Consider the following 26,276-nt stretch of genomic DNA (forward strand, 5'->3'; position numbering starts at 1 on the left):
TCAGCCGCATAGCTGTACACATTCTTTTTGCGCTGCTGCCCTGCGCGCGTCAATGTAGTCGGCTAAGTCGTTTACATGAACGCCCTTGGCGCTCTTGTTCGATCCCTCGATGCGGACCACGGGCAAGCGAATTTCCCCCAGACTGATCTTGCGGAGCAGCTTCTCCGGACTCAGGTGGGGGAAGTAGTCCCGCGCCACGATGTCGAGTGGCACAACGGCGATGGCGCCGTACTGTGCAAGCAACAGGAAAATGGTCGTCATTCGTTGCCTCCAATTTGACAAGTCTGGCGCGTCAATTCGATGAATCGCTCAGCTGCTTTCGGCCTGCGGCGGTCCCACTCGCGCCAGAGACGGTAGCGATAATGCTCCCAGTCGGAGAGGATGCAGCCCGCCTCACTGTCGAGCCCCTGAGTGATGAGATGTTTCATGCTCTTGCTCCGGCATGCCGAGTGCCCATCTGGTGACTACTTAAGGTCAATGTGGATCCTGGCCGAGGCCAGGGCAACGCCCGAAACGAAGCCGATCGTGCGTCCTTGGGCCGTGCTACGATTCTCTTGAACAACTGGAGAAAGCAATGGATCTCCAAGGCTTCACGTACTACAAAGATCACTGGTACGAGGCTTCCGCGGCGTCCCCAACCGGTGGGCCCTGGCATGGCGAGGTGACGATCTGTGCAAAGGCGGCGGATGGCAGTTCGATCAAGATCTTCGAGCACGAACCCGTGCCTGGGCAGTACTTTTCCGAAGGCGAGGCGTGGCAGCATGCGCGCGACTATGCCGAGAAGCTGATAGACGAAGGCCAGGCGAACCCAGGCGCTCACTGATTCGCGCACCGAATCACCATTCGGGTCAACCACACTGCGTGCTACGGTCTTCCGAAATCCGGGGAGGAACATATGGACTTCAAGTACAGAGGTCGGGATATCTCCATCCAGACGCGAGAGGTCGCTAGCAATCGGTGGGACTGGTCGTATGTCATCCGCGGGCACGGACACAGGCAAAACACTCGGGAGCCAGCGGCCTCGGAGGAGGTCGCGATCGATGATGCATATCGAGTTGCGAAACGCGAAATTGATCAGATCAGCGTTGACTGCGACGACTAGCATATTGCAATTCGGGCGCTCAAGCAGACAAACGGTGCCGATGCCAATTTGGAATCCGACGGCAGGCATCAAGCTAGGAAACGTGAGCAGGAAGAGAGGGGGGTCCTCGGCGAAGCAGTCGAGTACTTCCGTGGAGTGAGGAAGGCGTAGCTCTTGCCTCATACTGCCTCTCGAATCGCATTGGTGACGTCGCGCACCAGCGGCGGGCACACGGCATACTTTTTTCATGCGAAGTGCCTCCCATGTAGTTCGTCCAGCGTGTCGACCTGGTCGCCGGTGAGTTTTGTCACCTCGCCGGACTGCGCGATCACGGACAACTCACGTACGAATTCTTGTTCCCCTACCGTTAGCCTCCCTGTATCCAGCAGTCCTTCCAAGCGGCGAATCATTGCAGTGGTGCTGACTATCACGCGGCCTCCTTGCTTGTCAGTGAATGCGTCCGCGTGGGCAAGGGAACTGGTAGAGATCGCATGCTGCCGCTCTTCAAGTTGACAAAGGCACCATGCCAAGACAGCCGCCCATGGCGGAAAAACTCCCACAGGATGGCCAGCGCCGGCGTGACGATGGACTGGTTGACGAATAACTCCTGTCGTTCAAGTGCCTCGGCCAGGCCGCAACTGGGCGTGTCGTCTTCCGGTTGGTCCTGGTCGATCAACTCGGGCAGCACGTCATAGGGGTAGGGCAAGAGCGCGCTGCCGACCGGATGGATGGTGACACGCGGAACCTCACGCGATTCGGCAATCTGCTGTGACCGCAGATGGGTGTGACCGAAGATGGCCTGTCCATCGCTGGCGCGATTGCCGAGGTCGAGCAGGTAGACATCGCGCTTCGCGCCAATGCACTGATGGATCTCCCGCCGGGCCTTCGCACTGTCGACGCAGACGATCACGATCGCGCCGCTCATGACGCTCGTGAGCTCGGCTAATCCGCAGCGCTTGGGCCTGGCGATCCAGTCGAGGCCGAAGTGCATGTTCACGCGATGCGTCAGCACCGCCGCCTTGTTCTGCCCCACATCAGCCGCACTGAACAGCTGGCGGCCCATGTTTGCCTCGCTCACCGTATCCGGGTCGAATGTCACAACTCGCAAGCCTGGATGTCCGAGTGCGCGGATGGCGTGATTGAGCCTGGCCAGCCCCGTCAGCATCTGCGAGCCGTTGCCGCCGCAGCCGATCAGCACCACCTCGACGACCCGATCGAGGCAGGCGGACGGGGTGATATGGATACCGGTCACGTCGACTCCCCGAAGACCGCGGCCGCGGGCACATTGACCGGAATCACCATGCCGAGCACGCAGATGCGGAACTGCACGGTCGGGGTTTTGCCGTCGCCGAGATCTCCGATCACGCACGCGATCTTCACTTCGCCGGCATCGTCCTTGTTGTCGGTCTCGCTGAAGAAGGCCGGCGCGGCGCCGTGGCTGTGGATGTCGATGGCAAGGCTTTCGTGCTCGGCCAGTTGGGGGCGCTCGAACCGGATGGCGCCCGGGTCGGTTTGCTTGATGTCCACGTCACGGTAGGCCAGCGCCTTGGCCTTGGCGTCCCAGACGATCCAGGCAGCGTGCTCGTTCGGGAGCGCCTGGCGCGCGGCATCGGCGAACTGGCGGATGAAGGGGAAGGTATTGCCTAGACGCTCAAAAGCGAGCTCGACCTTTTTGGCGACGGTGCCGTAGGGCGGGCGCGGTGCATTTTCCTGCAGGGGCGCGATCGGCTGGATGAAATGCAGCCAGTCCCGGCGCACCTCGATGAACAGGCCCTCGGCGGTGGCCAGGAAGCGATGGCCGACTTCCTGCAGCGCCTGGAACTGTGCGAACTTGGGAACAGCGACGGTCGGTGCGCTTTCCCACAGTGCCATATCCAGAGCGTATTGCTCGTCGTCCGGCGCGGCGGCCACGGGATTGCGCATGGCCGTTTCGAGCTTCTGCGCGGCTTCGGTGACGAAGGTGCTCAGCGCGCCGGCAATCGTCGCCACGCCGGCCTTGGTTGTGGTGTTGAAGGCTTCGATCAGGTTCTGCATGGTCAATCTCCTTTGGTGATGCGGGCAATTGCCTCGGCAAGCGTTTCCTTGCGGGCAATGAGGCAGTTGGGCGGGAAGGCGGCACCGTCGAGCAGATCGCGCCAGAGTTGCGCGAGGCCGCCGCGCCGCTTGATGGCAGGCGTGCTGTGATAGTTCGAGTGCGTGAAATGGCTGCGAAAGAACGCGGCCTCGTAAGCGGCGATGGCGGTGGGGCCCGGCTGGTCCGGTAGATCCACGTTGCCGGTGCAAATGCCCCCGTTGGCCCAGACGTTTAAGTAGGGGGCGCGGTATAGCGGCGTGGCCGGGGCGGGGCGGTCCGCGACACGAGTGGCAAAGACGTACCATTGGTCGGCGTGCACGACGAAGACCAGGTTCGGGTGATCCGTCTCACCGGATGCGGTACCGAGCGGAGCTGCCGATCGGAACCAGACACGGCGATGACACGCCGGCACCCACCAGGCCAGCGTGTTCGGGCCGATATACAGGACGCGCTCGCTGATGAACCCGTGATACGCCGTACGTCCTGCCGCCGCACTGGCAAACGTCGCCAGTTCGGGCAGTGTCATCGGCCGGCCAGCCAGCAGTTGCGGCGCGCCGCGCCCCTCGCAATTTACGTCGTGCAGCGTGGCATAGACGGCGCTGCTGGCCTCGGAGCGGTACAGCAGCACGGCGTTGCGCAGCGCCAGCTCGGTGTCACCAGTGGTGGCAATATGGACGCTGCTCATGCCACCACCTGTACCCGGACCCGCGCGGTGGCCTCGGTCGGTGCGCCGAGGAGGTCGACGAGCGGCTCCATGGCGCGAGCCAGGCGGGCTGTGCTGCGCATGCGTTGGAGCCACTGCGCGGCATCGTTGTGTCCAGGGGCGCAACACACGGCAGTGGCTGCCTCGATGAACTCGCCTTGCATGGCCTCGTTCGCCCAGTCATCCAGGATGCGGCCGGCCGCGTCGTCTTTCGACCATCGGAACCACGCGATCCATGCGACCGAGTCGGATTCGGAATCCCGGCAGGAGCAATCGGCAAACGGTCCGGCCTGGCAAACCGCGCGCCACACTACGTCGACAGCGGCCACTACCTCGCGCGCATAGGCATCCCGTCGCGCTGCACGTCGGACCTGCGCATCAGTGAGCACGCGCTGCGGGCTAACGACCCATTCGGGCATGTGGGCAAAGAAGTCCGCACGCCGGAAGATCGCTAGCTCCTCAACGATCTGCTCCACCGTCTTGCCGTCCTCCGCCATCATTTCCTCGACCATCTCGGTCTCGCTGTTGAGCCCGTGCCAGTAGACGAATTCGGCCTGCCAGAGTGCGTCCTGAGGCGTCAAGGTATTCGGCAGGTAACGCAGCGCCTCATAGAACGTGGCGAGCACAGTCTGGCCGAGTCCTTCCGCAACAGCCTCCAGGTGCCCGATGGCCGCGCCGATGAAGACGGTCGGGCAGGGCCAGGGGTCATCCTCGCCATCCGGCGGGGCGATCGTGAGCCAGGTCACGCCCGGATCGGCGTGGTCCCATGATCGCTGCTCATGCGACGCGCCAAGGTTCCAGCGGAAGATGCGTTCACCGCGGGTGATCTCCAGCCAATGTCGCCGCAGCACGTTCTTGAGCAAGGCCCCCATCGTCTGCGGCCGGCCGGCGAAGTCTTCGGGTGCGACGGCGGCTGCATCCAGTAGCGAAAGCAGAAGCGTGCGAACCCAGGTCGCTTCCGCCGGGATGACATAGCGGTGGGGGATGTCGCCGAGGCGAGGGAGGGCCAGTGCGGTCATGGCAGCAGCGGCAGGACGGCGGAGGTGGGCATCAGCGCCGGCGCGCTGCCGATACTGCGACGCAGGCACATTGCGGCCAGCTCGCGGGCAACCGGCGTGTTCACCCGGTCGACGCTGAGCAGGTTGGGGTGCGAGGCGCAGAAGCTGCCGGTTTCGATCAGCTGGCGCATGTCGGCCGGCGTCAGGCCGGCGCCCTTGGTGCCTACTGCACGGCGGAACGAAAACACCTGTGCCTGGCCCTGCAGGTCCGGCCCCTCGATCTCTGCATTGACGATCTCGGGGTAGGTGTTCGCATAGAAATCGCGCACCTGCTGCAGGGTGAACTTGGGCGACGGGTCGGCCAGCTTGGCGCCGTTATATCGGAATTCGCGCGTGAGGGTTTGCACTTGCATGACGGCTCCTTAGATCGCGATGTCGAGCGCATCGGTCTGCGCGGGGACTTCCTGTTTTGCGTCTTCGGTTGAGGCGGGCGGCGCCGGGGGCGGTGCGGGCTCTTCGCCGGCCAGCGGCAAGGGCAGGGTCTTGAGGTCCTTGTCTTCGTCCGTGGCAGTGTCCTGCGGCGAAGTCGGCGCTGGCGCTGGCGGTGATTCGAGCGCCTTGCCCGCACGCCGCCCGCGGCCTGGGCCGGCCGGCTTGGCGTCCTTGTCGGCGGGCTTGCCGGACTTGTTCGCGTTGGCATCCGCCGCGGCCTGCGCTTGCTCGAGCACCGACAGCACGCCGGGGGCAAAGATGCCAATGGCGGAGGCGAAGTCGGCGTTGAGCTCGTCGGGCGTGGCGACGATGGATAGCGGGTGCGGCGCCGCCTTGACGGTGCTGCTGGCGTCGAGCTGCGGCATCAGGGTGACGCGCAGTTGCTCGTCTTCGGCCACGATCGTGAGGATCAGCGGCGAGGCCTGGGCGAGCTGGTGCAATGCCTTGAACATGAAGGGACTCCTTGCGGGTGGTAAGGCGAGGTTAGGGGTGTGGCAGGCCAGCGACGGCGGCGTCGACGTAGGGCTGGCAGGCGTGGAACGCGGATTCCATGCGGTGGGCCGTCTGCATTTCTTCTTGCGAGCCAACCCGGGCGCGCGAGTGTTGGTAGGCATGCCGGGCGGCGGCGCATTCACGCCATGCAGCGAGCTCGGTGCGCAGCGTGGTGATCTCTGCCTGGGCGTGTGCGAGGGGATCCATTTGCATCACCATTCCCCCATCAAGCCGCCGAGGGCGCTGAGTCGGAACGGCAGGTGCTCGTTCAGCTTGCGCTCCGCCCACCAGGCCACGTCCCACGTCACGTCGCTGACGTTCTTGCGCTTGCGCATATTGATTGCGTGCATCCTGGCGGCGATGTCTTCGCCAAGTCGGCGCCGGTCTTCCTTTACGCTGGTGGTTCGCATCACAAACCTCCGGGTAGAAGCAACTCGACAGCGGGCGCAACGGCGCCTGCAATACCGAACACGATCACCATCAGGGCAATGCCTTGGGCAGGGTGGCGGGTGAAATACCCGTTCGCAAGTCGGTGGACATTCACGATTGCCTCCACAGGATGGCGGACGGCGCTTCGGGGTTGAGCCAGGCATACAGGCCGCCAAGGGCGATGGCACCGAGCGCAACAGCGAGCCAGAACGCGGCGGCGCGTGCGGCGGCGAGGAGGCGGCGGCCGGTCACGCCACGCTCCCGATTGCCAGAGCGATGACGGCGGCGCGCTCATTCGCGCGGGTAGTGCCTTCACCGTCGATGCCTTGCTGCGAATTACGCTCCGCCCACTCCGCCTTCTGTTCCGGCGTCATGATGTTCAAGGCGGTGCTGATTATCTCGTGGGCGAGCCCGAGTTCACGGAGCAGGTCCTGTCGGATGTTCTGCTGCGCGGCTTGGCGCGCGGCTGCTTGAGTTGGCGTCATGCTTTTCTCCATGCCCGCCAGCGCGGGCGGGGAAACGGGCGGGCAATTCCTTGTGACGGATAATGCATGTGCCGGACTCAGAAACGGCATTCATTTCCCAACAACAACGCCAAGGAATCACCCAATGACTTCAAATTACGAATCTGACGATCGCCCGGTTCTCGGCGACCCGAAGTGCCCAACACCAAACTGCAAAGCTGGGATGGACCGCATCGTGGCGACGCCGAGCCGAACGATGAAGGACGCGGCCGGCAACCCGCTTTTTGCCGTCGTGAACTGCGCGAAGTGCGGGCACGTCTTCGGCGTTATCGGCAATCAGCACGCGCAATCTGATGATCTGAATTTGAGAAATTTCCTGTAGCCGATACGCGCAGAGCCCTAGCGCTGTGCTTGCCCAGGCTGTCTAGCAACCGCTCGGCAGCCTGCTTCGGGGGAACATCGAAGCCGCCGTAGTCGCGGACGGGGGCTAGGACGGCGTGGCCATAGATGAGGGTTAGAACTTGTCCGTTGCAAGCTGACTCGGCGATCCGCTCGCTAGCGCGCCGGTTCAGCGACAGGCCGGCGCTTTTAGCTTGGGGATCCGTGAATGCTGCAGTGAGCAGATCACCGGAAAGAACGACGGAAAGCTCCGCCGCGCCAAGCAGGTCTCGAATATCGTCGATGACCCCGTTGGAGGAATGCACCCCCCCTAACTCGGCGTGGACGAGGAACGCGCGGCGCAGTGGTGGGAGGGAGCCGACGTTCTCTGAGCAAAGCCAGGACGCGAGTTTTGCGCACTGCTGGTGCCAATCTGCAGCGCCGCCGGCAGCGGCGGTGTTCAACCAGCGAGCGGCCTGCAACCAGTCTCTGCCGGACAAGGAGCTCCAGGCGTGCTGAACGAGCAGCCTTTCTTCGTTGGCGCTAGCGCAATAGAGATCGTGGATCGAAGCGAGCTCGCCATTGATTGGCGTGAAGATTTTTGGGGTGGTGGGCTTGGTCATGGCGCATCCATCGGTGAGTTGATGGGCAAAGTATCACTTATGTGTTTATACGAGTCAACACATAAGTGATTTTTTTGCGCGAGAGAGCAATCACGCATTCCCGCGCGGCCGGTCATGACACCGGCCGCCTTCCGCCGTGATCCTAGTGGAACCCTTTGGTGTTGATGCTCACTGCGGAATCAGTGCGTAGCCGCAGCATTTGCATTCGCGAGCATTCTGCAATGGGACTTCACGACAGTTTGGGCATTCACGTGGCTTTTTGGGCTCGGCCGGTCGGCGCCAAGTGCCATGTACCGAAAGCCGCAAGCCAATTATTAGGACTTGTCCTATTTCTCAGTGCGGCGTAGTAGTTAAAAACTATCACTAGCTCAAAAAAATAGCCGCCTAAGCGGTGTTATCTGGCGGGCCCCTGGCTCTGCGAACCCGCCATGCTTCTAAATCAACCACCTGTGCCGGTGGGCCGAGACGGGCTTTTGATGGCTAGTGCCTGGCGTAGTGTATCGAGATCATTTTCCAGGTACTGCTCCAGGGCGCGCATTGCCGCATGCTTAACCAGCACACGTCCCTCGTCGTCGGTCTCCTCCATAAGTCGAATGACCTCTTGGATGTGGCGATTCGGATGGGTGGTGCGTTGAGGGGAGGCTTGCTCTTGCCTCGTAGCCTGACTGGCAGCATCGCTTGAAGGATAAGGTTCACCTCTCCCTTCAGCTAGCCAGCGCCCATTGACGCCTAAGGCTGCCGCGATGGCAGTAATCCGTGTGCTGCCCTGGCGCGCGTTCGATTCGAGATTCCCAATCGTGCCTTGGGACACACCGGCGCGATTCGCAAGGGCTTGCTGGGAGAGGTTCGCCTGGGTTCGCGCCCAAACAAGGCGTTCTGCTAAGGATTTCATATCACAAATGTAATACCTTCGATAATTTCAAAGGTGTTGACTATGTCTAGTGCAATCGTGATAATTGGTCATGGACATCAAGACAGCAGTCTCCGACCTTCTCCAGACAGGATTGACGCAGCCGCAACTTGCTCAGCTAGTTGAGTGCTCGCAATCCACAATCTCATCGCTCCTTACAGGCGCTCGCGGGAAACGTCCATCTCTGAACATCGGGATGCGGTTGCTCGCACTTCACCGTGAGCGCTGTGGTGCTGGGCTATTGGAGTGCACAAAGGAGGCAACCTGATGATGAAAAACGCGTATGCACTCGGCCGTGCACGCCGAGAGTCAAAAGGAAAATGGCACGGTCTCCCCCGTGTAGTAATCGTTCTGGCAGGTAGGGCACTTCAGATAGACCGAGCCATAACTCGAGCTTCTCTGGAGTACGTTTTTTTGAGATTTATTGTCCATGCAGGGTTGGCAAAGGTAGTGCATGGGATCGGTCATATCTTCCGATTCAAGGCGAGCCAGAACAAAGACGCCTACGGGAAATTCGTGCAGACGGTATTGGGCGCGTTCGTTCCTTCTTTGCTCAAGATCAGCAACGTGTGCACGCAACTGGCGTGCGTCGTCTTTGAGCGCCTCGATTTCATCTCTAGCCGCCGATTGTTTTTCTTGGAGTTGAAGCGCGGCGTTCTGAATATCGATGATCCGATCGTTGATCGACTGTGTCGCCTCGGCGAGCTTCGCATCATCTCTTATTGCGACTGCCGTACGCACGAGGTCTACAGAGGTCTTCAGGGAGGCGAGCGTTGCGCTAATTGTTGCTACGACCATGGGTGCTCCGGTTGCGTTGGCAATGGTGCTGTCGAGTGTACGGCATCCATAAATCTTACTGACGAAGGGGCGAGCACTCGGCAATCGGTGTCGCCATGCGAGGCCGGCAAAGGTGTTCTGAGGCCAAAGGAGGGCGTCCAACCATGACGACAACAAAATTCCCGCAGCCGATCGGCGCGAACTTACTCGCGTCGTTAGCCTCGTCGCTCAGTCTCTTCATTGATATGCCTGTGCAGGAGTCGCGCGTCTGGTTTGAGTTTGAGTGCGATGGCCGGGCCATTGGCTTTGTGCTGTTCAAGAGAGTAGCTGTCCTACGACCTGGCCTAACCACGTACGCAGCGTCGGAATTTCGAGGGCCAGGCGATCCGCCTCCGTCTCAAGACGTTTGTCGGTCAGCTTCGCAATGGCTTTGCCGAGGTTAGGGGACATGAAACGCTTGCTCCTATTTCTTCGCCGCAGGCTTTTGTTGAAGGTGCGCGTCGCTGGCGGCGTGGTTGTTCGCCCTGGGGGCACCGTCCTCGTTTCTGTTCCCGGGGGGCTGGCAAAGGAGGACGTCGCCGTGCTGCGGTCGGCATTCGAGAAGAATCGCCCCGGAGTGAGGATCGCTTTTCTCATCGGCCTGGATCGTCTTGTTGTGCTCAATGGAGTGACCGCCGTGACTAGTCAACGTACCTCTCAGTTTTCAGGCTCGACTTCGAGACCTGTAGCCGGCCTCAGCCCGGCCTCTGTCGAATCGCTTGCCAGCGGGGACACCGACGCGCTACTGCGGTGTCTGTGGTTCCTTGCGAGAAAGTGGTTTTCGAGTGGCGGCTCCATGTTGCCAGCGCGTGACGCCATATCTATGACCAAGTTGGTCGAGCGCTCACCCGAGCAACGCGCTTTCCTTGCGGCAGGCTGCGATCTATATGACGTACTGATTTCAAGTCCGCAGGGAAGGGAAGCCTTGCTGAATCTCGGACTTCAACCAGTCCTTGATGACCCCAAAGGTGAATGACGAGGTGGGTTTGATGATGGATTCCTTTGCCTTGCTCCATAGCGTGTCGCTCCTGACAGCATCGGCAAACTCGCATCCTTCCCATGTCAGTCGGAAGATGAAGGCTGATGGTGGACTGTTGTCCTGGTACTCCGAGATCGCTGCTTTGATCAACCCGGCTTCCTCCATCCGGATCGCGTGCAACCCGAAATCTTCCTTGCTCACGCCATCGAGGCCGACAAGGTGTGTCCCATATGGCAAGTCTGACGTCTCAAGTGCTATGCGACGAATGATGTCCATATCTCGTTTCATGACTAACTGCCTCCTTCCGAGCAAATATGAAAAACCTATACGCCTGCGTCGTGCTGTGGCTGATCCGGCCGGCGCTGGAAAGGCGCGCAGCGGAGTCGCCTCGCGCCAGCGACCACTTCGGAGCGAGTTCCAGCGAGCTAGCCAGGACTCGTTACCGGATTCCGCCTTTCGGCGATGTTGCCACCGACTGCAAAGCCGGCATCGAGCTTCCAAATCGGGAGATTGTCGCTGACATCCGGTTGGGGCCAGACGGGGCGGTCAGTGTCGCTGAGGCGGGTCTTCCCGAAGCAGTTTCAGCGCCTCCTGAAGGCTCTCGATGATTTGCTCGACTGCCTCGGGTGGTACCGCGTAAGCGCGACCGGAGTGCTCCTTGTTGAAAGCGAGAAAGCGAGGCTCCAGCGTGACCGAATTTGTCTCACGATTCACGCCGATTTGGATTCCCGTCAGTGGATAGAACGTCGGTTCCATTTTGTTTTCCATGCGTGCTCCTTACGTGGTTGCCACTCTACGCGGCAGGTTGAAAAGGTTGCGGAACCTCCATGTATGCATGCACGCGCCCTTACTCGTCAATCAGACGGTTCCTAAATTCGTCTGATTGCCCCTCATGGTTTGCCCGGCCGCCGGGTGGAGTAACTGTTGCCATGTCTCGCCGCGTTGAAAACTGCAATGAACTGAAGCTGCGCGTATCTGATGCGCTGATCGATGCCATCCGCATCCAGCAGCGGCTGCACGGGTATCCCAGTGCGGCTGCCGCGGCGGTGCGCCTGATGGAGCAGGGTGCGTTTGGTGCGATTGGAAGTTTGCCTGCACGCCTGGCGGATGTCAGTGACGAAATGTCCCGAGTTGCCCAGCAGGTCCAATGATGCGCAAACCTAAGACAGAGGCCGTTGTGCGGCTCCCGAGCGAGGAGGCACTGCAGCTCGCCCTGCTGGCGGCACAGGAGGGTGTGCCGACGCCCGATTACCTCGGAATCCAAGTCCTGCGCGGGGCTTACGGTGCCTCGCACCCGGATGTGATTGCCCACGATACGCGGGACAAAGTGGGACGAAATGGGACCGCTGTAGGGGAAGACACATGAGAGACAACGAACGAATGGCCCAGACCCGCGCCGTGCAGGGATCCGGCGGCGCATGTGCGGCGCGTACGGCGGGGGAACTGATACGTGCGGAGGTCGAGCCCGCATTCATGCTCGTCGCCCCGGTACAGATCGCGCGCATCGTTGGGCGCGGCTCACCTCATTACCAGTTGGGGCGGTGGGTGCTACCTGAGCATGCGTTGCTGGCGGCCTGCATCGTGCAGTGGTTCTCGGACCTGCGCCAGATCGCGCGCGAGCAACTGAAGGAGGAGGGCATGCTGTGGCGGAGCCCGCCCGTTGCGACCTTGCTTCGCCGCGATCGCAAGGGTGTCGAGGCGATGGCGGCCTGGCTGGGTCTGGAGCCGGCGTGGATCGACAGCATGCTGCAGGACTTGGGGCTGGAATTTTCGGCGCAGCTTGCCGCGGTCAAAGGCAATCCGTCGCCTGCGATAGCCGCCTCGCCGGCAATAGCGAAGGCGGCATGACCTACGCGAAAGAAATCACCAGTTTCTTGCCGCATGCGGCAGCGTACTTGCGCAAGGTCGCAAATGACGGCGAATGCCTTTCGCTCGAGAGCGATGCTTCGAGTCGCGAGACGGCTGATGCTGTTGTGCCCATGCGCTCAGCAATCTGCGCCTGCGTCAGTCCCGCTTCGCGGCGGGCCGACAGGATCGCGCGCAGCGCTGTGTATTCATCCTCAAGCGCATCATATGCCGCCTTGACGGATGGGGACGCGAGCATGTGCGCCGTGTCGTCCGCAGTATGCGGAACGGGGTTGAATCCCTCTTGGGGTGCTTGGGCCGGTCGTGCCTTAGCCATTACGTACCTCCTTGAGACGCGCCTGGGCGGTGCGCAATTCGTTTCGCGGCGTTTCCTGTGTCTTCTTCACAAAGGAGTGCAGCACGACGATGCGCTGGCCCACGTGCGTGCAGTAGAACACGCGCCCGATGCCTTCCCTGCCCTTGGGGCGCAATTCAAACAATCCGTCACCCATCGCACGGGAGTGCGGCATGCGAAGGTCCGCACCGAACTCCTGCATCAGATCGAGCAGCCGCAGGTAGTCCGCGAGGATACCGCTTGGAAGGGCGAAAACATCACGTTTGATCCGCTCGTTGTAGTAGGTGACGGTCCAATTCATGCGGGAATGTTAGCAAATTTGCTATGTTTTGGCAAGCCGGGCGCGGAACCGCAAGCATTCGCGAGAGGGTTGTACGAATGACAAGTTTGCCCAACCCGCTGGCGCCTTCGGACTGCGATCTGCGCGACTTCCCGTACATGCCGCTCGACGTTGCGCGCTTACGCGATAGCGATCTCGCAACGCTAGAGACCCCTGAAGCATGCTGGGCCGCCGTTCTCCTGTGGTGCGCATCCTGGCATCGCGTACCCGCTGGCTCCCTTCCTGATGATGATCGTGTGCTCGCCAAGATCACCGGCTACCAGCACGCACCAGAAAAATGGCAATCCATCCGCGACGGCGCGCTGCGCGGATGGATCAAATGCGCGGATGACCGCCTCTATCACCCCGTCGTTGCGGAGAAGGCAAGCGAGGCTTGGCTGGCGAAGCACCGGCATTCCCACGGAAAGCTGGTGGACCGCGTCCGGAAGGTCAACAAGGCTCGGATGGAAAAGCACCTCGCCGAGTTTGAGGTTCCGTCATTGGAGGATTGGATTTCCGCCGGACGTCCACTGGAAAAGGATCTCTTTCCACCGGAAAGCAAACCGCGATCCGCAGGCGGGGCGGCACCTTCCGCCGGAAAAGCAAAATCTTCCGGCGGAATTCCACCGGAAGAGCGACGGAACGAGGCAGGAATTCCACCGGAAAACGCGCTTAAGGGAGAAGGAAAGGGAGAGGGAGAAGTAAACAAAGGTTGTAGCGGCGGCGTAGGTGGTTCGAATGGAGTGGGCCCTGTGGATAACTCCGCTGCGCCGCCGCTTTCTGCCGATGAGATCGGCGAACACCTCGCGCAATGGGAAGCCGATCGCGACAAGGTGCTGCGCCTGAACCAGCACGCCCGCGACGAGTTGCGCCGCCTTGCCGAGCGCAGCGTCGGCGAGGCGCAGCTGCTTGGGGCATACCGGCTCGCCTGTGAGCGCAGGGCGCAGCAGCAGGACGCTTCACCGATCAATCCGGCCTTTGTGGCGTCTTTCCTCGACGAGGCACGGGCTACTGGCCAGGCCACCGGCGCGCCGTCGGGCTGGGACGAAACTGCGGAGGGAGTGCGAGCCAAGGCAAGCGGGCTCGGGATCCCGTCACAGCAAGGCGGCGAGGACTGGATTTGGTTCCGCCGGCGAGTCATCAAGGCAGATGGCGACCCGCGCCTGGTTGAGCGGGAGGTGGCCGCCGCCGAGCGCATGAACCTCAACGAGTTTGAGCGCGTGTACCACTACTTTTACGGCTGCCAGCCCCCGGGTTTGGTGGTGTAACCAGCGAAGGAAATCCATGAGCAAAGAACCCGACATCATCCCGGCTGGCTACCGAAAAGACGCCCGCGGCCGCCTCATTCCGGAGTCGATGGTGAAGCCGATCGATCTGGCGCGAGACGAACTCGTCAGCGCCTTGGTGGCCGGCGCCAAGCAGCAGCGCGAAAGCCTCGCCGACTTCAAGCGGAGCGCGTTCGGCGATGCCCGCGCCTTCCTCGAGTTATCGGCCGAGCAGTACAAGGTCAAGCACGGCGGTGCCAAGGGCAACGTGACCCTGCACAGCTTCGACGGCCAGTACAAAGTCATCATCGCCAACGCCGACACCATCGTCTTCGACGAGCGGCTGCAGGCGGCCAAAGCGCTGATCGACGAGTGCATTGCGGAATGGTCGAAGGGCAGCCGGCCGGAGATTCAGATGCTGGTGCAGCAGGCCTTTGAGACGGACCGGGAGGGGAAGCTCAAGACCGGGCGCGTGCTGGGCTTGTCGCGGCTGGAGATCCCGGACGCGAAATGGCGCCGCGCGATGAAGGCCATCGGTGAGTCCGTGCAGGTGATCGGCACGAAGGAGTACATCCGCTTCTACGAGCGGAGCGAGGCCACCGGGGAATACCTGCCCGTCACGCTCGATATCGCCGGGGTTTGACGTGAAAGGGGCGAGCAATGCGAAACGATCCGGCCTGGCTGCGCGAGTGCCTGGTGCGGTGGCTGGCGAAGAAGCCGGACCCGGCCATTGCGGCATTTCTGCGGTTGTACGAGAAGCACCACGAGAAGCCGGCGGCGGACGCCCTGTTGGCGGAGGTGCGGGCGATCCGCCAGCAGGCGCCGTATCCGCAGGACAGCCGACCATCCTCGCGATCGACCCAGGCGCGGCGAAGTCCGACGACAGCATCCATGACAGCGCGAGGGTGACCGCAGCGCAGCAATTCAACGGAGAACAGAATTGACCAAGGAAACCAACGAGAGCCGCAGCTTGGATGACGCAACGCCGGCGCAATGGGATGCGGCCAGCATGGCGGCAAGGACTGATGCGGACCCGGCAGGCCTTGCCCCGCCGGTTACCCTCCGGTTCCCGACGATGCTGCGCAAGATGTGGTCTGGGACCGAGGTGCAGAACTGGCTTGATGAGCAGGGACCGCTCTATGCCCGGCCCGCTTCCGCCTATCCGTCCGAAATGACGCCCGCGCTTCAGGAGGTGCTGAGCCTCATGCTCTGGAATACAGGCCCGATCGCTCACGTTCTGCGCGACGGTGGCGCTGACATAAAGCCGAAGGCCGAAGACGAGCAGGCGCATGTGCTGCACTGGCTTATTCAGCTCGCACTGCGGCACGACGAGGCATGGCGTTCGCGCGCGGTAGCGAGGTTGAATGAGATTAAGGCTGGCACGGCCACCCCGCAGTGACGAGAGCCGAGGAACGCTATCTCGGGCGAGTGGCTGCGCTGGGTTGCATCCTCTGCCGTCGGCTGGGCTACGGCGAATCGCCGGCGGAGATCCACCACGCCCGCGAGGGGGAGGGCGGTGCCCAGCGGGCGCCGAACTGGCTGGCGATCCCACTTTGCCCGCAGCACCACCGCGGCAAGCACGGGATCCACGGGGACCGGAATGCGCTGCTGCCGCTCAAGGCTGATGAAATGGATTTGCTCGCCTGGACAATCGAAGAGCTCAACGGAGGAAGGGCATGAGCGAGCAGACGAATCGTTACGAGTGCTTTTGGCGGGGAATCTGAACTATGGTTTACACAGCGAATCCAGCGACAAAGGTCCCGAGGCAATCAGGTCTAGCCAACTACCAGTACGATTCCTTGGACGACCTCTTGTACGACTGGTACTGCCGGGAGAATGGCTACGCCCCGGTGATTGGTTACGGCCGGGCCGATGCTTCGTGCGCCAGCTCCGCAAGCTCCGATCAGTGGTCGACGATTGACGAGGTAATCGATAGCCGGATTGAGGCATATGTCATGCCTTTGGTCTCTGCCTGTGTGGATGAGCTATCCGGCGATCATCGAATAGCGGTCCTGATCGAGCAGCGAAATCGCCTGGGGCCTGCGGTGTACCGGAACCCCAGAGCGGGGGATCGCCAGCCGGAAGCGTATCAGGAGGCGAAGCTGAAAATTGCCCCGTTACTGCGCAGGAAAGGGGTGGAATGGTGAGTTGTAAGCCGTAGGGATTTGTTTTATCATTCACGGCAGAGGGCAGAGTTGCGCCCATAAAAACCCCGCTCGGATTGTGTCGTGCGGGGTTTTGCCGTCTCCGCTAATAGTTGGTATCGATGGTTCGAGAACGTGCGCTTAGGAGAATTTCGTCATGACCATCCCCTGTTGATTAAAAAAAGCCTTCAAAGCTGTGGTGTATTTTTCATGCGGCTCTATCTCTACGATAGGCAAGAGCTCCTTGCCTGCTTGTGAGAGGCGAACACCATGCAGATGGAGTGCCTGCCTGGCTTGAGGGGCAGTATTGGGGATAAGTGCCCATTTACTACCTTGGTAGTCAAACGGCAGTATGACTTTTCCTTCATGCGTCGTAACCAATTGATAGTCCATGTAGGAGTTGTAGTCAGCGATGATGAGTCCGTACTCCTGCAGCACGTTAAGCTCGTCGAACGATAGTCCATAGGGTTGCAAGGAATTGGCCCCGGCTTGGCCCATTGCTACAACTCGGGCATCGACAATTGAATCCGGAAGGCGTAGTGATATAGCTAGCGAGCAAAGTAGCCTAAACAATGATGCAGCACGATTATCCAGCTGCGATACGAGTTTGATGGTCCTGATCGAGAAAGATGTTGGCTTTCGGACTTCGCCGGCCAGTATTCTTCCAAAAAGATGTTGCATCTGTTCAGAGCTCATTTGAGCAGCTTCGCTCTCGAATACATTCAACCAGTCTTCGCCAATCGGTGGAACTTTTGACTCCTCACCGACTTGGAGTCCGATTGGTTGTTTTTTCAATTCTGTAGCCGCGATTGCGGTTACTTGATCGATATTGACTCTTTCGCGCACAATTTTGTGCGCGAATTTCGTTGCGGCTGCACGGACGTACTCAGGATCGGTGTGAATTTGCTTCGCAAGCTGATTGGCGGAAGCGTCAATCAATTTTACCCTTGCTCGAGATTCCGCACGCTTTTCCGCTATCGCGCCCTCGATCAACGTTACGGGGTACTCGACTGCTACGGTGCAAAGGCGGGTAAAAGCTCGTACGGCGTTTTTCCGAATTGGGGCAGGAATTCCGGTGACCAAGTCACCAATTGCGTCACCTGCCACCGATAGTGCACTGCCGACGTTTCCATCACCATCGGTCGCTTCAAGTTCATTGTTCATAGGACGGGCTCAATTTGTAGTTATTGGGTCGATATCTGATATGACGTTGCGGTTTCTGCCGCATCGTTCTCAAGCATGTTTCTAATGCGGAATTCCTCATTCATACATCAGGAAGCAAGCGTAGATGGGTGGTAACCCTTGCTTCCTATGAGACTAAATGAATTGCCGGGACGATTGCCGAGCAATGAATCCCTACGATCCTTGGGGGGCAACTGACTTGTGGTGCAACGGAAGTAGGAAAAGACGCGGCGACGTGACAGGTGCTGGAACACCTGCCCCGCCCCGCACCCGCAGCACATACCTGCAAGCTTGGCTAGGGCCGCGCCACCTGTCGACAGGCGGGGAAATCCTAGCACAACGCAGGAAAATCACCTCAATGCAGGAAATCCGATGCGGTAGTTGCAACCGGAAACTCGGTGTGGGCGAATACACGCGCCTTACCATCAAATGCCCGCGGTGCGGGTGCATGAACGTCATGAAGGCCGAGCGCCTCCAATCTGCGGGCCTTGGAGCACCGGATACAGAGGGTGCAAATGTATGGCCTGCAAGACCAACCAACGATCGGTAGCCTGTTCGCGGGCATCGGCGGGTTTGACATCGGGTTTGAGCGAGCCGGCTTCCGTTCGGCCTGGCAAGTCGAGATCAATCCGATCTGCCGGGCGGTGCTCGAGGATCGATTCCCGCACGCCAGCCGGCACGAGGACGTGCGAGCCTGTGGCAGCCACAACCTCGAGTGCGTCGACGTTATCGTCGGCGGCTTCCCCTGCCAGGACCTCAGCACGATGGGACGGCAGCGAGGGCTTGAAGGGGCGCGCAGCGGCTTGTTCTACGAAGTCGCCCGCATCCTCAAGGAGCTTCGGCCCCAGTGGGTGGTGCTTGAGAACGTCACGGGGCTCCTCTCTTGCCGCGATGGCGAGGACTTCCAGGCCGTCATCACTACCCTTGCCGAATGCGGGTATGTGGGATGCTGGAGGGTGCTTAATGCTGAATATTTCGGAGTCCCCACGAAGCGCCGCCGCGTTTTCCTGGTCGCAGGTTTGGGACGACATCCCCCCTTCGAGCTGCTGGCTGACGCCGGACCAGTGGACGATGTTCCTGGCGCGGCGGCTGCGGAACAAGCCGGGCCTGGCCTCGGGCGATGGGCTTACCCTACCTTTTGTGCTGGCAAGTCATCCAGCCAGATCCCAATCCACGGCGCAGGTCTCGTGCTTGCCGAGCTCGGCTGGAGCGAGATGGTTGAGCGGGCCGGAGCGATTGAGCGTGATGGGCTTTGCAAGGGACTGGATGCGTCCAACTTTGCAGAGGCTCAAGCTGCCGGCAACGCAGTCGTGCCGCAAGTCGCGGAGTGGGTCGCTCGGCATCTTATGACCGCAATGTGAAGGCATGTTGCGGGGGCGGCGACGACGACCAGGCAGTGATATAGTCCGGGCGACAAAAACGGAGGTGAAGTCAATGCGCGAGGACCGGTGCCTGCTGCTTGAATGGGCCGAGAAACAGGGACTTGAGAACCTACGGTTCCACATTCAATCCGCAGAATTACTCGCGAAGGATGCGACCGCGACGTTGACACTTCTGCTGGCGGGTATAGGCGGCTTGTCTGCCTATGTCATAAAGCTCTTTGAAACAAAGGCCGGATTCGTCTGGATTGCAGCCGCATGCGCGTTTACCTGGACGCTTGCAGTGCTGGCAGCAAGTCTGATCATGTTCTGTCTCAAGACGAATCCGATTGCCGCGCCCACGAACGAGCCGCGGAATATTTACCGACCCTACTTCTCTCAGGTGGATCTGCGGGAGGCGGAGTTGGAGAATGTTCAAATCAGAATCGACCAGGTGGCGGCGCGCAATCGGCGTGTTGCCACCTGGTTGGACTACGTTCGGCTGATTGCCGTCTGCAGTCCTATTTCACCGGCTGCGGTGGCCGCTCTGTGTATGGCACTTGGTCGCGCCTAGACGGCTGTGGTTGTGGAACAACAGGCTTCGGTTCGTTCATAGCATTCAATTGTTGTTGGAAAGCGTGTGATTGCGGGGTGCGAGCCCGCATCGCAATGGTATCCCATGGCCTTCATTGGTCTTAGTTACAGTGCCCGCGGCTGCATAAGCTCAGCGGGTTTTTCTCATTCTGGGCCTTGCGATGGCATCAATGGTAACGACGCACCGTAGTCCGTTCGTGGCGGGCTTGGTGAAAGTGCTACGCCTGCCGGGGTGGACCATGGCATTCAAGTTGCGCTGCTCGGTCAGCGAAGTGGTGACGGTCAAATGCGGGTACTATCCGGACGCAGATACTGACGCCGGGTTTGACCCGCATCCGCTTCGGGCTGAGTACCACCTGATGCTAGGCGGCGAGAGTGCAGAGATTTCGGCGCCGCCAGAGGAGGGCACGGTGTTCGCCGGCGTTGTCGTGTTCACGGTACCGGTACTGGTTCTGCTGTGCGCCTGGCTGGGGAGCCGGTAATGTCCCGAAAGCTACCTATGCTGGGAAGCCGCGTTACAAGCGCGCCTGTCCGGCTGCCGGTGCTGCAGCCCGGTTCCTGGCGCACCAGCGGGCAGACGTCGACGCAGCGCGGCTATGGGTACCGCTGGCAGAAAGAGCGCGCGGCCTACCTACAGGTGCATCCTTTCTGCGTGTACTGCCTGCGCGCCGCTGGCATTATTGCCACCAGCATCGAGGACGTCATTCTGGAGTGCGCCGACAAGCGCGTGCTGTTGCCATACGCGACAGTGGTCGACCACCGCGTGCCGCACCGCGGGGACCAAACGCTGTTCTGGGACAAGCAGAACTGGCAGCCGCTTTGCGTGACCCACCATAGCGGCGCCAAACAGCGCGACGATGCAAGGGAACTGTCGGGTCGCTAAGCTTGAAAGAATCGCTCTCGAAGCTGCTCGCAAGCCCCGTCGAGCCCGGGGAACAGGGCGCCGGCCGTAATGCCCATAAGCTCAAGCTCCTTCATCACTTTTGGGCGCTCTGTGATTGGTATGTCTATCACGTCAAGATATTGCTTCCCAGACTCTGACTCCCGCGTTTGTATATAGCTCTCTATGTCGTCGATGTTGGTAACGGCTGAAAGGGCCTGCTGCGGAATCATGCGCTCATTGTCGATTCCCATGAACTCCATGATGGAGAAATGAGGCTTTGGCATGTCTAGGCGGACTACCTGATTCCAATCCCTTCGCCACAAGTCAGCATTGAACTTGAAAATTCGGATGCAATCTCCCTCCTTTGCATTGCTGACGTCCCAGCCTGTGACCCGGCGGAATGCGAAGAACGCTGCTACGTATGGGGAAGAGCTCCAGTCGAGCAACGGAGTGGGGTACCCGTGATGCTGCACGAGATTGTAGAAGGCGCCGTTCTGATCTGGCACTTCCAAGTTGTAGACATGCCGGGTTCGCGTACTGAGGTGCCGGTAGAGGGTAGGGATGTCCTCTGCGATAAAGCGGGCAAGGTTGGCCCGGCCGGTTCGGTGGAAATTCGTCCGCAGTCTCCATGGCTTCCTTTGGCCACGGAATACGAAAGAGTGATTAGTCAGGTTGTTGACGTGCTCCTTGAAATCGTCCCAAGACATGTTCTTGGCAGGATAGGCAGATTTCGATGCCGATTTGGACGGGAGTAGCCTTGCTTTCCCATGGGTGTTCAGTTGGCTATGCCAAGCAAGCGAGAGTCCACTCTTTGTCTGCTTTCCTTTGACCACTACCTGAGGCGAGAAGAAGGCGCCAGGATATTGAGCGGAGATGTCGTCCCACTCGCATGGCATGCTTGTTTTGGGGTGGATGGGTTTGCACATCGCCGTCACTTGGAAATTCAAGGACTTGTCGGGGGTTGAGAAGTACGCAACCGCACTTGGCAGATTCTCGCCCTGCACATGAAGGAAGGCGCGTCCTTCGTAGTGGTTCTTGACTTCATCTATCTCCACGATGATCTCCCCTTTGGTAGATCCTTGAAATGTCCCAATCCACTGACCGTTCATATACCCCTCCTTAGAATCGAGAAATTCTAAACGAAGGCAAAACTACCTTGTGCTTGGGGGGCGTTGCGCACCCTTGGCGCACGTCGCGGGGGCGTGAGTGGGACCACGCGGCTGTCTCGTGTCTCTAGGGGGGGGGAGGTAAATTCTGGAGGCACGCTCAATCCCAGACCACCCGTTCCCTCACGCGCAGAATTTTTTCCCCTTTCGGAGATTTGTTAATGGCATTAACAGGCAAGAGGAAGCTGTTTGCCGATGCCGTTCTCGCCGGGAAATCCAACAGGGACGCGGCAATCGCGGCGGGCTACAGCGCGAAAACAGCGTCGGCGGCTGGATCCCGACTTGTTAAAGATCCCAAGGTGGTCGAGTACCTGAAGGAGCGGAAGGAGGGCGAGAAGACCGCGGCCCCTGCGGCCGCCGAGCCGCCATCTTCCAAGCCATTCAACCTTGCCTTGGCGCTGCAACACGATGACCCGAAGGCGTTCCTGAAGGCGGCCATGAATGATCTCGAGCTGGATCCCCGGCAGCGGATTGACGCCGCCAAGGCGCTGATGCCGTTCGTGCACCACAAACTGGGCGAGGGCGGCAAGAAGGAAGAGAAGGAGAAGGCGGCGCGGGCAGCCGGCAGCGGCAAGTTCGGCGCGCCGCCGCCGCCGCGGCTCGTATCGAGCAGGGGTTAAAGCATGGAGTGGACGACTGCTTGCCCCGATTGGGAAGCGCGCATTGTCGATGGCCAGTCGCTGGTTCCGTTTCCGCCGCTCTTCCCGGGAGAGGCGGCGTCAGCGCTCGACGTTTTCCGCGCGCTGCGGATGGTCGACGCGCCCAGCAGCCCGACCATGGGCGAGGTATCGCGGTCCTGGGTAACGGACTTCGTCTCGTCGATCTTCGGTGCGTACGATCCGGAGGCTGGCCGCCGGCTGATCACAGAGTTCTTCTTGCTGATCAGCAAGAAGAACGGCAAATCGACCGATGCGGCAGGGATCATGCTGACCGCGCTGCTGCGCAACTGGCGCAACTCGGCGGAGTTCCTGATCCTGGCACCAACTATCGAGATCGCCAACAACTCGTTTTTCCCGGCGCGCGACATGGTGCGCGCCGACGATGAACTGTCTGACCTGCTGCAGGTCCAGGATCACTACCGCACGATCACGCACCGCGGCACCGGCGCCACCCTGAAGGTGGTGGCGGCAGACAACGAGACGGTGGGCGGCAAGAAGGCAACCGGGGTTCTCGTTGACGAACTGTGGTTGTTCGGCAAGCGGCCGAACGCCGAGAACATGCTCCGGGAGGCCACAGGTGGCCTGGCCTCTCGCCCGGAAGGCTTCACCATCTTCCTGTCGACGCAATCGGATGAGCCGCCGGCGGGCGTCTTCCGCCAGAAGCTGCAGTACGCCCGCGGCGTGCGCGACGGTCGGATCAACGACAGGCGTTTCCTGCCGGTGCTCTATGAGTTCCCCGAGAGCATGCTCAAGGCGCAGCAACACCGAGAGAAGGCGTATTTCTACATCACCAACCCGAATCTCGGGGCTTCCGTCGACAACGAGTTCCTCGAGCGGGAGCTCACCAAGGCGGAAGAGGCCGGAGAGGACTCGGTGCGTGGCTTCCTGGCCAAGCACCTGAACGTGGAGATTGGCCTGGGATTGCGATCGGACCGCTGGGCCGGCGCAGACCATTGGGAAGCGCAGGGCAGGCCCGGCCTGACGCTGCAGGAGCTGCTGACGCGCTGCGAGGTGATCGCCGTTGGCATCGATGGTGGCGGCCTGGACGACTTGCTAGGGTTGGCTGCGGTCGGTCGCGAGATCGAGACCGGCAACTGGCTGGCGTGGTGCATGGCCTGGGCACATCCATCGGTGTTGGAGCGCCGGAAATCCGAGGCGCCGCGTTTTCTCGACTTCGAGAAGGATGGCGACCTGGTGCTGGTGCAGCGCATTGGCGAAGACGTCGAGCAGCTTGCTGCCATCGTGGCGGAGGTCTACGAATCCGGTTTGCTCGACAAGATCGGCGTCGACCCGAGCGGCATTGGCGCGGTCCTCGATGCACTCGTCGCCGCGGGAGTGCCGCAGGAATTGGTAGTCGGCATCTCGCAGGGCTGGAAACTGGGCGGCACGATCAAAACGACCGAGCGGAAGCTTGCCGAAGGCAGTCTGATACACGGTGGCCGGCCGATGATGGCCTGGTGCGTGGGCAATGCCAAGGTGGTGCCGAGCGGTAATGCGGTGCTGATCACGAAGCAGGCGTCAGGCTTCGCCAAAATAGATCCGCTGATGGCACTGTTCGACGCGGTATCTCTGATGGCCCACAATCCGTCCGCAGTCAGCCAGAAAAGCATCTATGAAATGGGAGTCAGAATATGACCAAGCTTGCGTGGGCATCAGCTTGTGCAGGGGTAACAGGATTTGCCGCGCTGGTGGCTGGCGTCGCGCTGATCAGCGTACCGGCTGGCTTCATTGTGGCGGGTGTGTCGCTGCTGGGATGGGCTTATCTGGCGGATCGGGCTGTGGCCGTACGGGCGACCACGGCAGGCGACAGGGGGTAGGGCGTGTTCTTCCAGAAAGAGCTGGGCGGCGCTCGAACGCCAGGGACAAGCGTGGGCTGGACGTCGAGCCTGCTGGGCGGGCGCCGATCGGCCTCTGGCCAGATGGTGACGGACATGACGGCGCTGGCGCTGCCGATGGTGCAGATCTGCGTGTCGAGTCTGGCTGAGACCGTGGCCCAGTTGCCGGTAGACATCTACCGGCGTCTCCCGGACGGCGGACGGGAGGTGGCACGCGACCATCCGCTCTATACGATTCTCCGACACGCGCCGAACCCGTGGCAGACCCCGTTTGAGTATCGCGAGCAAGGCCAGATGGCTTTGGGATTGCGTGGCAATGCCTACAGCGTCATGGAGCGAGAGCCGGGCGGCGAACTGAAGGCGCTCTATCCCGTCAGCCCCGACAAAGTGACCGTCCTGAAAGGGCCGGACCTGATGCCGTACTACCGCATTGGCGGTGCGGATCCCGTCGGGCGCTCACAGATTCACCATGTGCGGTGGTTCTCGCTCGGTGACGGCTACGTGGGGGCTTCGCCGATCATGCTGCACGCCAACGCCATTGGCTACACGCAGGCAATTCACGAGTATGCCAGCAAGTCCTTTGTACATGGCGCGGCGCTATCTGGCGTGCTTGAGCGTCCCCGGGAGGCGGTAGCGATCAAGGAGCAGGCGGATATCGACAGATTGACTGACGATTGGGTCGATAAGTATGGCGGCGCCAGCAACGCGGGGAAGGTGGCGCTGCTGCAAGAAGGTATGACGTTCAGGCCGCTGACGGTCTCGAACGTCGACGCGGACCTGATCGCCGCGCTCAAAATGACCGACCTGACGGTTGCGCGCATCTACAAGATGCCATTGCCGATGACGGGCAGCATGGAAGGGGCCACGTACAACAACGTGGAAAACCTTCAGATCCAGTTCGTGATTTACACCTGCATGCCATGGCTGCGTCGGCATGAGCAGGCCATGCAGCGGGATTTTTTGGGGGAAAAGGAGCGCGATGCGTATTTCATCGAGTTCAACATCGGGGGGCTGCTGCGCGGCAACATCACCGCGCGCTACGCGGCCTATGCGGTGGGCCGGCAGTGGGGGTGGTTGTCGATCAACGACATCCGGCGGATGGAGAACATGCCGCCCGTGTCTGGCGGGGATGTCTACCTGCAGCCGTTGAACATGATCGACGCCACGAAGCCGCTGGCGATGCCGCCGCCGGAAACGCAACCGAAGCAGGCCCACCTTGACGAAATAGCAAAGGCACTTGCATGAAAAATCAAACTCGTCTGGCCAGCATGATCTTCAACCAGCCGCAGGCCGTGACCGAACAGATGCTTGACCTGGCGGTATCGTGGGCCAATCGGTCATTGAGCCTGAACATCATCAATGTAGCGGGATCGAACACGGTGTCGGAGCCAGGCGCATATCGGGGCGATGAGCCCGCTCCCGCAGCGTCGGCAGACGACCGCCGCCGTGCCTCAGCAGCGGAGAGTGGTGTTTATGTGCTGCCCGTGCATGGCGTGCTGGTGTCGCGCAGCGCGCACCTGAACGCGTGCGAGACCATGACGAGCTACGAACAGATCCGCGGCATGCTGCGCGCGGCGCTGAACGACCCCATGGTCGAGCACATTGTCATGGACATCGATAGCCCGGGCGGCGCCGCGCTGGGCTGCGCGGAGATGGCCGACGAGATTGCTGCGGCGCGCGGCGTGAAGCCGATTACGGCGATTGCGAATTTCAGCGCCTATTCGGCCGCATATTGGCTCGCCAGCGCGGCCTCCACCCTGATTGTGAGTCAGACATCCGGCGTCGGTTCTATCGGCGTGATCGCGCGCCATGTGGACCTGAGCCGCAAGCTGGACACTGAGGGAATCAAGATGACTTCCGTCTATGCCGGTGCTCGCAAGAACGATCTCAGTTCGGCGGAGCCCTTGTCCGATACGGCTCTGAGCTTTCTGCAGGACATGGTGATGGACATGTATGGCCAGTTTACCGATGGGGTGGCGCGCAACCGCGGGATGAGCGTGCAGAAAATCCAGGCGACTGAGGCCGGTGTGTACTTCGGCGCCAAAGCTGTGGCGCAGGGCTTGGCGGACAGCGTGGAGTCGCCGCAAGCGGCCGTGGACCGGATCGCGGCAGAGGTGGCCACCGGGCGCGCGAGCCGCACACCGGCACGCCGCAGCGTTGCGGCTCGCGCCGCCGCGATGGATACGCAGAATCGACTTTGACCGCGTTCGCGGAAGGAGCCACTTAGCCGCC

Annotated in this window: 42 protein-coding genes; 20 read left to right on the plus strand and 22 right to left on the minus strand. The window is 60.9% G+C overall.

The window, feature by feature from the left end; translation table 11 throughout:
- Positions 1–261 (minus strand): pyocin activator PrtN family protein, encoded by a 261-nt coding sequence (locus AC1Q7Q_RS37910; RefSeq protein WP_492373556.1) that lies wholly within the window; start codon positions 259–261, stop codon positions 1–3.
- The gene (locus tag AC1Q7Q_RS37915; RefSeq protein WP_492373557.1) at positions 258–428 is read right to left on the minus strand and encodes a hypothetical protein; all 171 of its coding nucleotides are present in this window, start codon (positions 426–428) and stop codon (positions 258–260) included. The genes AC1Q7Q_RS37910 and AC1Q7Q_RS37915 overlap by 4 nt, the downstream gene beginning before the upstream one ends.
- Before the next feature lie 146 nt (positions 429–574).
- Between AC1Q7Q_RS37915 and AC1Q7Q_RS37920 the strand changes: the two genes are divergently transcribed.
- Positions 575–823: a hypothetical protein gene (locus tag AC1Q7Q_RS37920; RefSeq protein WP_492373558.1), complete on the plus strand. Its 249-nt coding sequence runs from the start codon at positions 575–577 to the stop codon at positions 821–823.
- A gap of 503 nt (positions 824–1,326) precedes the next feature.
- On the opposite strand, the gene AC1Q7Q_RS37925 is transcribed toward AC1Q7Q_RS37920, so the two are convergent.
- From AC1Q7Q_RS37925 to AC1Q7Q_RS37975, 11 genes are all read right to left on the minus strand, one after another.
- Complete coding sequence (locus tag AC1Q7Q_RS37925) at positions 1,327–1,512, minus strand: hypothetical protein (RefSeq protein ID WP_492373559.1); 186 nt, start codon at positions 1,510–1,512, stop codon at positions 1,327–1,329.
- On the minus strand, positions 1,509–2,333 hold the full coding sequence (locus AC1Q7Q_RS37930; protein WP_492373560.1) for a PRTRC system ThiF family protein: 825 nt from the start codon (positions 2,331–2,333) through the stop codon (positions 1,509–1,511). Before AC1Q7Q_RS37930 ends, AC1Q7Q_RS37925 begins: the two co-directional genes overlap by 4 nt.
- Positions 2,330–3,115, minus strand: coding sequence for a PRTRC system protein A (locus AC1Q7Q_RS37935; RefSeq protein WP_492373561.1), 786 nt, complete (start codon positions 3,113–3,115; stop codon positions 2,330–2,332). The genes AC1Q7Q_RS37930 and AC1Q7Q_RS37935 overlap by 4 nt, the downstream gene beginning before the upstream one ends.
- 2 nt (positions 3,116–3,117) lie before the next feature.
- Positions 3,118–3,840, minus strand: a complete 723-nt coding sequence (locus AC1Q7Q_RS37940; protein WP_492373562.1) for a PRTRC system protein B — start codon at positions 3,838–3,840, stop codon at positions 3,118–3,120.
- Positions 3,837–4,877 (minus strand): PRTRC system protein F, encoded by a 1,041-nt coding sequence (locus AC1Q7Q_RS37945; RefSeq protein WP_492373563.1) that lies wholly within the window; start codon positions 4,875–4,877, stop codon positions 3,837–3,839. Before AC1Q7Q_RS37945 ends, AC1Q7Q_RS37940 begins: the two co-directional genes overlap by 4 nt.
- A complete protein-coding gene (locus AC1Q7Q_RS37950; protein WP_492373564.1) occupies positions 4,874–5,269 on the minus strand; it encodes a PRTRC system protein C in 396 nt (131 codons plus the stop codon). The genes AC1Q7Q_RS37945 and AC1Q7Q_RS37950 overlap by 4 nt, the downstream gene beginning before the upstream one ends.
- 9 nt (positions 5,270–5,278) lie before the next feature.
- Positions 5,279–5,800 carry a PRTRC system protein E gene (locus tag AC1Q7Q_RS37955; RefSeq protein ID WP_492373565.1) on the minus strand — a complete coding sequence of 174 codons (522 nt, stop codon included), beginning with the start codon at positions 5,798–5,800 and terminating at the stop codon, positions 5,279–5,281.
- 31 nt (positions 5,801–5,831) lie between these two features.
- Complete coding sequence (locus AC1Q7Q_RS37960) at positions 5,832–6,047, minus strand: hypothetical protein (RefSeq protein WP_492373566.1); 216 nt, start codon at positions 6,045–6,047, stop codon at positions 5,832–5,834.
- 5 nt (positions 6,048–6,052) lie between these two features.
- Entirely contained in the window at positions 6,053–6,250 is a 198-nt protein-coding gene (locus tag AC1Q7Q_RS37965) for a hypothetical protein (protein ID WP_492373567.1), read from the minus strand.
- 130 nt (positions 6,251–6,380) lie between these two features.
- Entirely contained in the window at positions 6,381–6,521 is a 141-nt protein-coding gene (locus AC1Q7Q_RS37970; protein WP_492373568.1) for a hypothetical protein, read from the minus strand.
- Positions 6,518–6,754 (minus strand): hypothetical protein, encoded by a 237-nt coding sequence (locus AC1Q7Q_RS37975; RefSeq protein ID WP_492373569.1) that lies wholly within the window; start codon positions 6,752–6,754, stop codon positions 6,518–6,520. Before AC1Q7Q_RS37975 ends, AC1Q7Q_RS37970 begins: the two co-directional genes overlap by 4 nt.
- Between AC1Q7Q_RS37975 and AC1Q7Q_RS37980 the strand changes: the two genes are divergently transcribed.
- Positions 6,753–7,115: a hypothetical protein gene (locus AC1Q7Q_RS37980; protein ID WP_492373570.1), complete on the plus strand. Its 363-nt coding sequence runs from the start codon at positions 6,753–6,755 to the stop codon at positions 7,113–7,115. The genes AC1Q7Q_RS37975 and AC1Q7Q_RS37980 overlap by 2 nt on opposite strands.
- On the opposite strand, the gene AC1Q7Q_RS37985 is transcribed toward AC1Q7Q_RS37980, so the two are convergent.
- Together AC1Q7Q_RS37985 and AC1Q7Q_RS37990 are read right to left on the minus strand one after the other, a co-directional pair.
- Positions 7,060–7,734 (minus strand): hypothetical protein, encoded by a 675-nt coding sequence (locus AC1Q7Q_RS37985; protein WP_492373571.1) that lies wholly within the window; start codon positions 7,732–7,734, stop codon positions 7,060–7,062. The genes AC1Q7Q_RS37980 and AC1Q7Q_RS37985 overlap by 56 nt on opposite strands.
- A 439-nt stretch (positions 7,735–8,173) precedes the next feature.
- Entirely contained in the window at positions 8,174–8,626 is a 453-nt protein-coding gene (locus AC1Q7Q_RS37990; RefSeq protein ID WP_492373572.1) for a helix-turn-helix domain-containing protein, read from the minus strand.
- A gap of 70 nt (positions 8,627–8,696) precedes the next feature.
- Here AC1Q7Q_RS37990 and AC1Q7Q_RS37995 point away from each other — a divergent pair, with 70 nt between their 5' ends.
- The gene (locus AC1Q7Q_RS37995) at positions 8,697–8,912 is read left to right on the plus strand and encodes a helix-turn-helix domain-containing protein (protein ID WP_492373573.1); all 216 of its coding nucleotides are present in this window, start codon (positions 8,697–8,699) and stop codon (positions 8,910–8,912) included.
- A 41-nt stretch (positions 8,913–8,953) separates the two neighbouring features.
- Here the strand turns inward: AC1Q7Q_RS37995 and AC1Q7Q_RS38000 are convergent, their stop codons facing one another.
- From AC1Q7Q_RS38000 to AC1Q7Q_RS38010, 3 genes are all read right to left on the minus strand, one after another.
- Positions 8,954–9,442, minus strand: coding sequence for a hypothetical protein (locus AC1Q7Q_RS38000; protein ID WP_492373574.1), 489 nt, complete (start codon positions 9,440–9,442; stop codon positions 8,954–8,956).
- A 919-nt stretch (positions 9,443–10,361) separates the two neighbouring features.
- Entirely contained in the window at positions 10,362–10,727 is a 366-nt protein-coding gene (locus AC1Q7Q_RS38005) for a DUF2513 domain-containing protein (RefSeq protein WP_492373575.1), read from the minus strand.
- A 258-nt stretch (positions 10,728–10,985) separates the two neighbouring features.
- On the minus strand, positions 10,986–11,207 hold the full coding sequence (locus tag AC1Q7Q_RS38010; protein WP_492373576.1) for a hypothetical protein: 222 nt from the start codon (positions 11,205–11,207) through the stop codon (positions 10,986–10,988).
- A 161-nt stretch (positions 11,208–11,368) separates the two neighbouring features.
- On the opposite strand from AC1Q7Q_RS38010, the gene AC1Q7Q_RS38015 reads away from it, so the two are divergent.
- The gene (locus tag AC1Q7Q_RS38015; RefSeq protein ID WP_492373577.1) at positions 11,369–11,590 is read left to right on the plus strand and encodes a hypothetical protein; all 222 of its coding nucleotides are present in this window, start codon (positions 11,369–11,371) and stop codon (positions 11,588–11,590) included.
- 211 nt (positions 11,591–11,801) lie between these two features.
- Entirely contained in the window at positions 11,802–12,287 is a 486-nt protein-coding gene (locus AC1Q7Q_RS38020; protein WP_492373578.1) for a hypothetical protein, read from the plus strand.
- Between the two features lies 1 nt (position 12,288).
- On the opposite strand, the gene AC1Q7Q_RS38025 is transcribed toward AC1Q7Q_RS38020, so the two are convergent.
- Positions 12,289–12,621: a helix-turn-helix domain-containing protein gene (locus tag AC1Q7Q_RS38025; protein ID WP_492373579.1), complete on the minus strand. Its 333-nt coding sequence runs from the start codon at positions 12,619–12,621 to the stop codon at positions 12,289–12,291.
- On the minus strand, positions 12,614–12,940 hold the full coding sequence (locus AC1Q7Q_RS38030; RefSeq protein WP_492373580.1) for a type II toxin-antitoxin system RelE/ParE family toxin: 327 nt from the start codon (positions 12,938–12,940) through the stop codon (positions 12,614–12,616). Before AC1Q7Q_RS38030 ends, AC1Q7Q_RS38025 begins: the two co-directional genes overlap by 8 nt.
- A gap of 77 nt (positions 12,941–13,017) precedes the next feature.
- Here AC1Q7Q_RS38030 and AC1Q7Q_RS38035 point away from each other — a divergent pair, with 77 nt between their 5' ends.
- The 6 genes from AC1Q7Q_RS38035 (at position 13,018) to AC1Q7Q_RS38060 (ending at position 16,370) form a co-directional block, all read left to right on the plus strand.
- On the plus strand, positions 13,018–14,226 hold the full coding sequence (locus AC1Q7Q_RS38035; RefSeq protein WP_492373581.1) for a DUF1376 domain-containing protein: 1,209 nt from the start codon (positions 13,018–13,020) through the stop codon (positions 14,224–14,226).
- Positions 14,227–14,242: 16 nt separating this feature from the next.
- On the plus strand, positions 14,243–14,866 hold the full coding sequence (locus AC1Q7Q_RS38040) for a DUF3164 family protein (RefSeq protein ID WP_492373582.1): 624 nt from the start codon (positions 14,243–14,245) through the stop codon (positions 14,864–14,866).
- 17 nt (positions 14,867–14,883) lie between these two features.
- Complete coding sequence (locus tag AC1Q7Q_RS38045; protein ID WP_492373583.1) at positions 14,884–15,132, plus strand: hypothetical protein; 249 nt, start codon at positions 14,884–14,886, stop codon at positions 15,130–15,132.
- Positions 15,133–15,163: 31 nt separating this feature from the next.
- Positions 15,164–15,622 carry a hypothetical protein gene (locus AC1Q7Q_RS38050; protein WP_492373584.1) on the plus strand — a complete coding sequence of 153 codons (459 nt, stop codon included), beginning with the start codon at positions 15,164–15,166 and terminating at the stop codon, positions 15,620–15,622.
- Positions 15,619–15,903 carry a Ref family recombination enhancement nuclease gene (locus AC1Q7Q_RS38055; RefSeq protein ID WP_492373585.1) on the plus strand — a complete coding sequence of 95 codons (285 nt, stop codon included), beginning with the start codon at positions 15,619–15,621 and terminating at the stop codon, positions 15,901–15,903. Before AC1Q7Q_RS38050 ends, AC1Q7Q_RS38055 begins: the two co-directional genes overlap by 4 nt.
- Positions 15,904–16,022: 119 nt before the next feature.
- Positions 16,023–16,370: a hypothetical protein gene (locus AC1Q7Q_RS38060; protein WP_492373586.1), complete on the plus strand. Its 348-nt coding sequence runs from the start codon at positions 16,023–16,025 to the stop codon at positions 16,368–16,370.
- 138 nt (positions 16,371–16,508) lie between these two features.
- On the opposite strand, the gene AC1Q7Q_RS38065 is transcribed toward AC1Q7Q_RS38060, so the two are convergent.
- Positions 16,509–17,531 carry a DUF2806 domain-containing protein gene (locus AC1Q7Q_RS38065; protein ID WP_492373587.1) on the minus strand — a complete coding sequence of 341 codons (1,023 nt, stop codon included), beginning with the start codon at positions 17,529–17,531 and terminating at the stop codon, positions 16,509–16,511.
- A 376-nt stretch (positions 17,532–17,907) separates the two neighbouring features.
- On the opposite strand from AC1Q7Q_RS38065, the gene AC1Q7Q_RS38070 reads away from it, so the two are divergent.
- The 5 genes from AC1Q7Q_RS38070 to AC1Q7Q_RS38090 all read left to right on the plus strand — a co-directional run bounded on the left by AC1Q7Q_RS38070 (position 17,908) and on the right by AC1Q7Q_RS38090 (position 20,384).
- Positions 17,908–18,099 carry a Com family DNA-binding transcriptional regulator gene (locus AC1Q7Q_RS38070; RefSeq protein ID WP_492373588.1) on the plus strand — a complete coding sequence of 64 codons (192 nt, stop codon included), beginning with the start codon at positions 17,908–17,910 and terminating at the stop codon, positions 18,097–18,099.
- A complete protein-coding gene (locus AC1Q7Q_RS38075; protein WP_492373589.1) occupies positions 18,065–18,910 on the plus strand; it encodes a DNA cytosine methyltransferase in 846 nt (281 codons plus the stop codon). The genes AC1Q7Q_RS38070 and AC1Q7Q_RS38075 overlap by 35 nt, the downstream gene beginning before the upstream one ends.
- A 73-nt stretch (positions 18,911–18,983) precedes the next feature.
- Complete coding sequence (locus AC1Q7Q_RS38080) at positions 18,984–19,481, plus strand: hypothetical protein (RefSeq protein ID WP_492373590.1); 498 nt, start codon at positions 18,984–18,986, stop codon at positions 19,479–19,481.
- A gap of 259 nt (positions 19,482–19,740) precedes the next feature.
- Positions 19,741–19,983 carry a hypothetical protein gene (locus AC1Q7Q_RS38085; protein WP_492373591.1) on the plus strand — a complete coding sequence of 81 codons (243 nt, stop codon included), beginning with the start codon at positions 19,741–19,743 and terminating at the stop codon, positions 19,981–19,983.
- 17 nt (positions 19,984–20,000) lie between these two features.
- Complete coding sequence (locus AC1Q7Q_RS38090; RefSeq protein WP_492387288.1) at positions 20,001–20,384, plus strand: HNH endonuclease signature motif containing protein; 384 nt, start codon at positions 20,001–20,003, stop codon at positions 20,382–20,384.
- Here the strand turns inward: AC1Q7Q_RS38090 and AC1Q7Q_RS38095 are convergent.
- On the minus strand, positions 20,381–21,493 hold the full coding sequence (locus AC1Q7Q_RS38095; protein ID WP_492373593.1) for an FRG domain-containing protein: 1,113 nt from the start codon (positions 21,491–21,493) through the stop codon (positions 20,381–20,383). The genes AC1Q7Q_RS38090 and AC1Q7Q_RS38095 overlap by 4 nt on opposite strands.
- A 218-nt stretch (positions 21,494–21,711) precedes the next feature.
- Between AC1Q7Q_RS38095 and AC1Q7Q_RS38100 the strand changes: the two genes are divergently transcribed.
- From AC1Q7Q_RS38100 to AC1Q7Q_RS38115, 4 genes are all read left to right on the plus strand, one after another.
- Positions 21,712–22,170, plus strand: a complete 459-nt coding sequence (locus tag AC1Q7Q_RS38100) for a terminase small subunit (protein WP_492373594.1) — start codon at positions 21,712–21,714, stop codon at positions 22,168–22,170.
- A gap of 3 nt (positions 22,171–22,173) precedes the next feature.
- Positions 22,174–23,844 carry a terminase large subunit gene (locus AC1Q7Q_RS38105; RefSeq protein WP_492373595.1) on the plus strand — a complete coding sequence of 557 codons (1,671 nt, stop codon included), beginning with the start codon at positions 22,174–22,176 and terminating at the stop codon, positions 23,842–23,844.
- A gap of 185 nt (positions 23,845–24,029) precedes the next feature.
- Entirely contained in the window at positions 24,030–25,289 is a 1,260-nt protein-coding gene (locus AC1Q7Q_RS38110) for a phage portal protein (protein ID WP_492373596.1), read from the plus strand.
- A gap of 23 nt (positions 25,290–25,312) precedes the next feature.
- Entirely contained in the window at positions 25,313–26,245 is a 933-nt protein-coding gene (locus tag AC1Q7Q_RS38115; protein WP_492373597.1) for a S49 family peptidase, read from the plus strand.
- Positions 26,246–26,276: the final 31 nt, after the last annotated feature.

The organism is Cupriavidus sp. GW823-FHT07A04 (assembly GCF_058794615.1).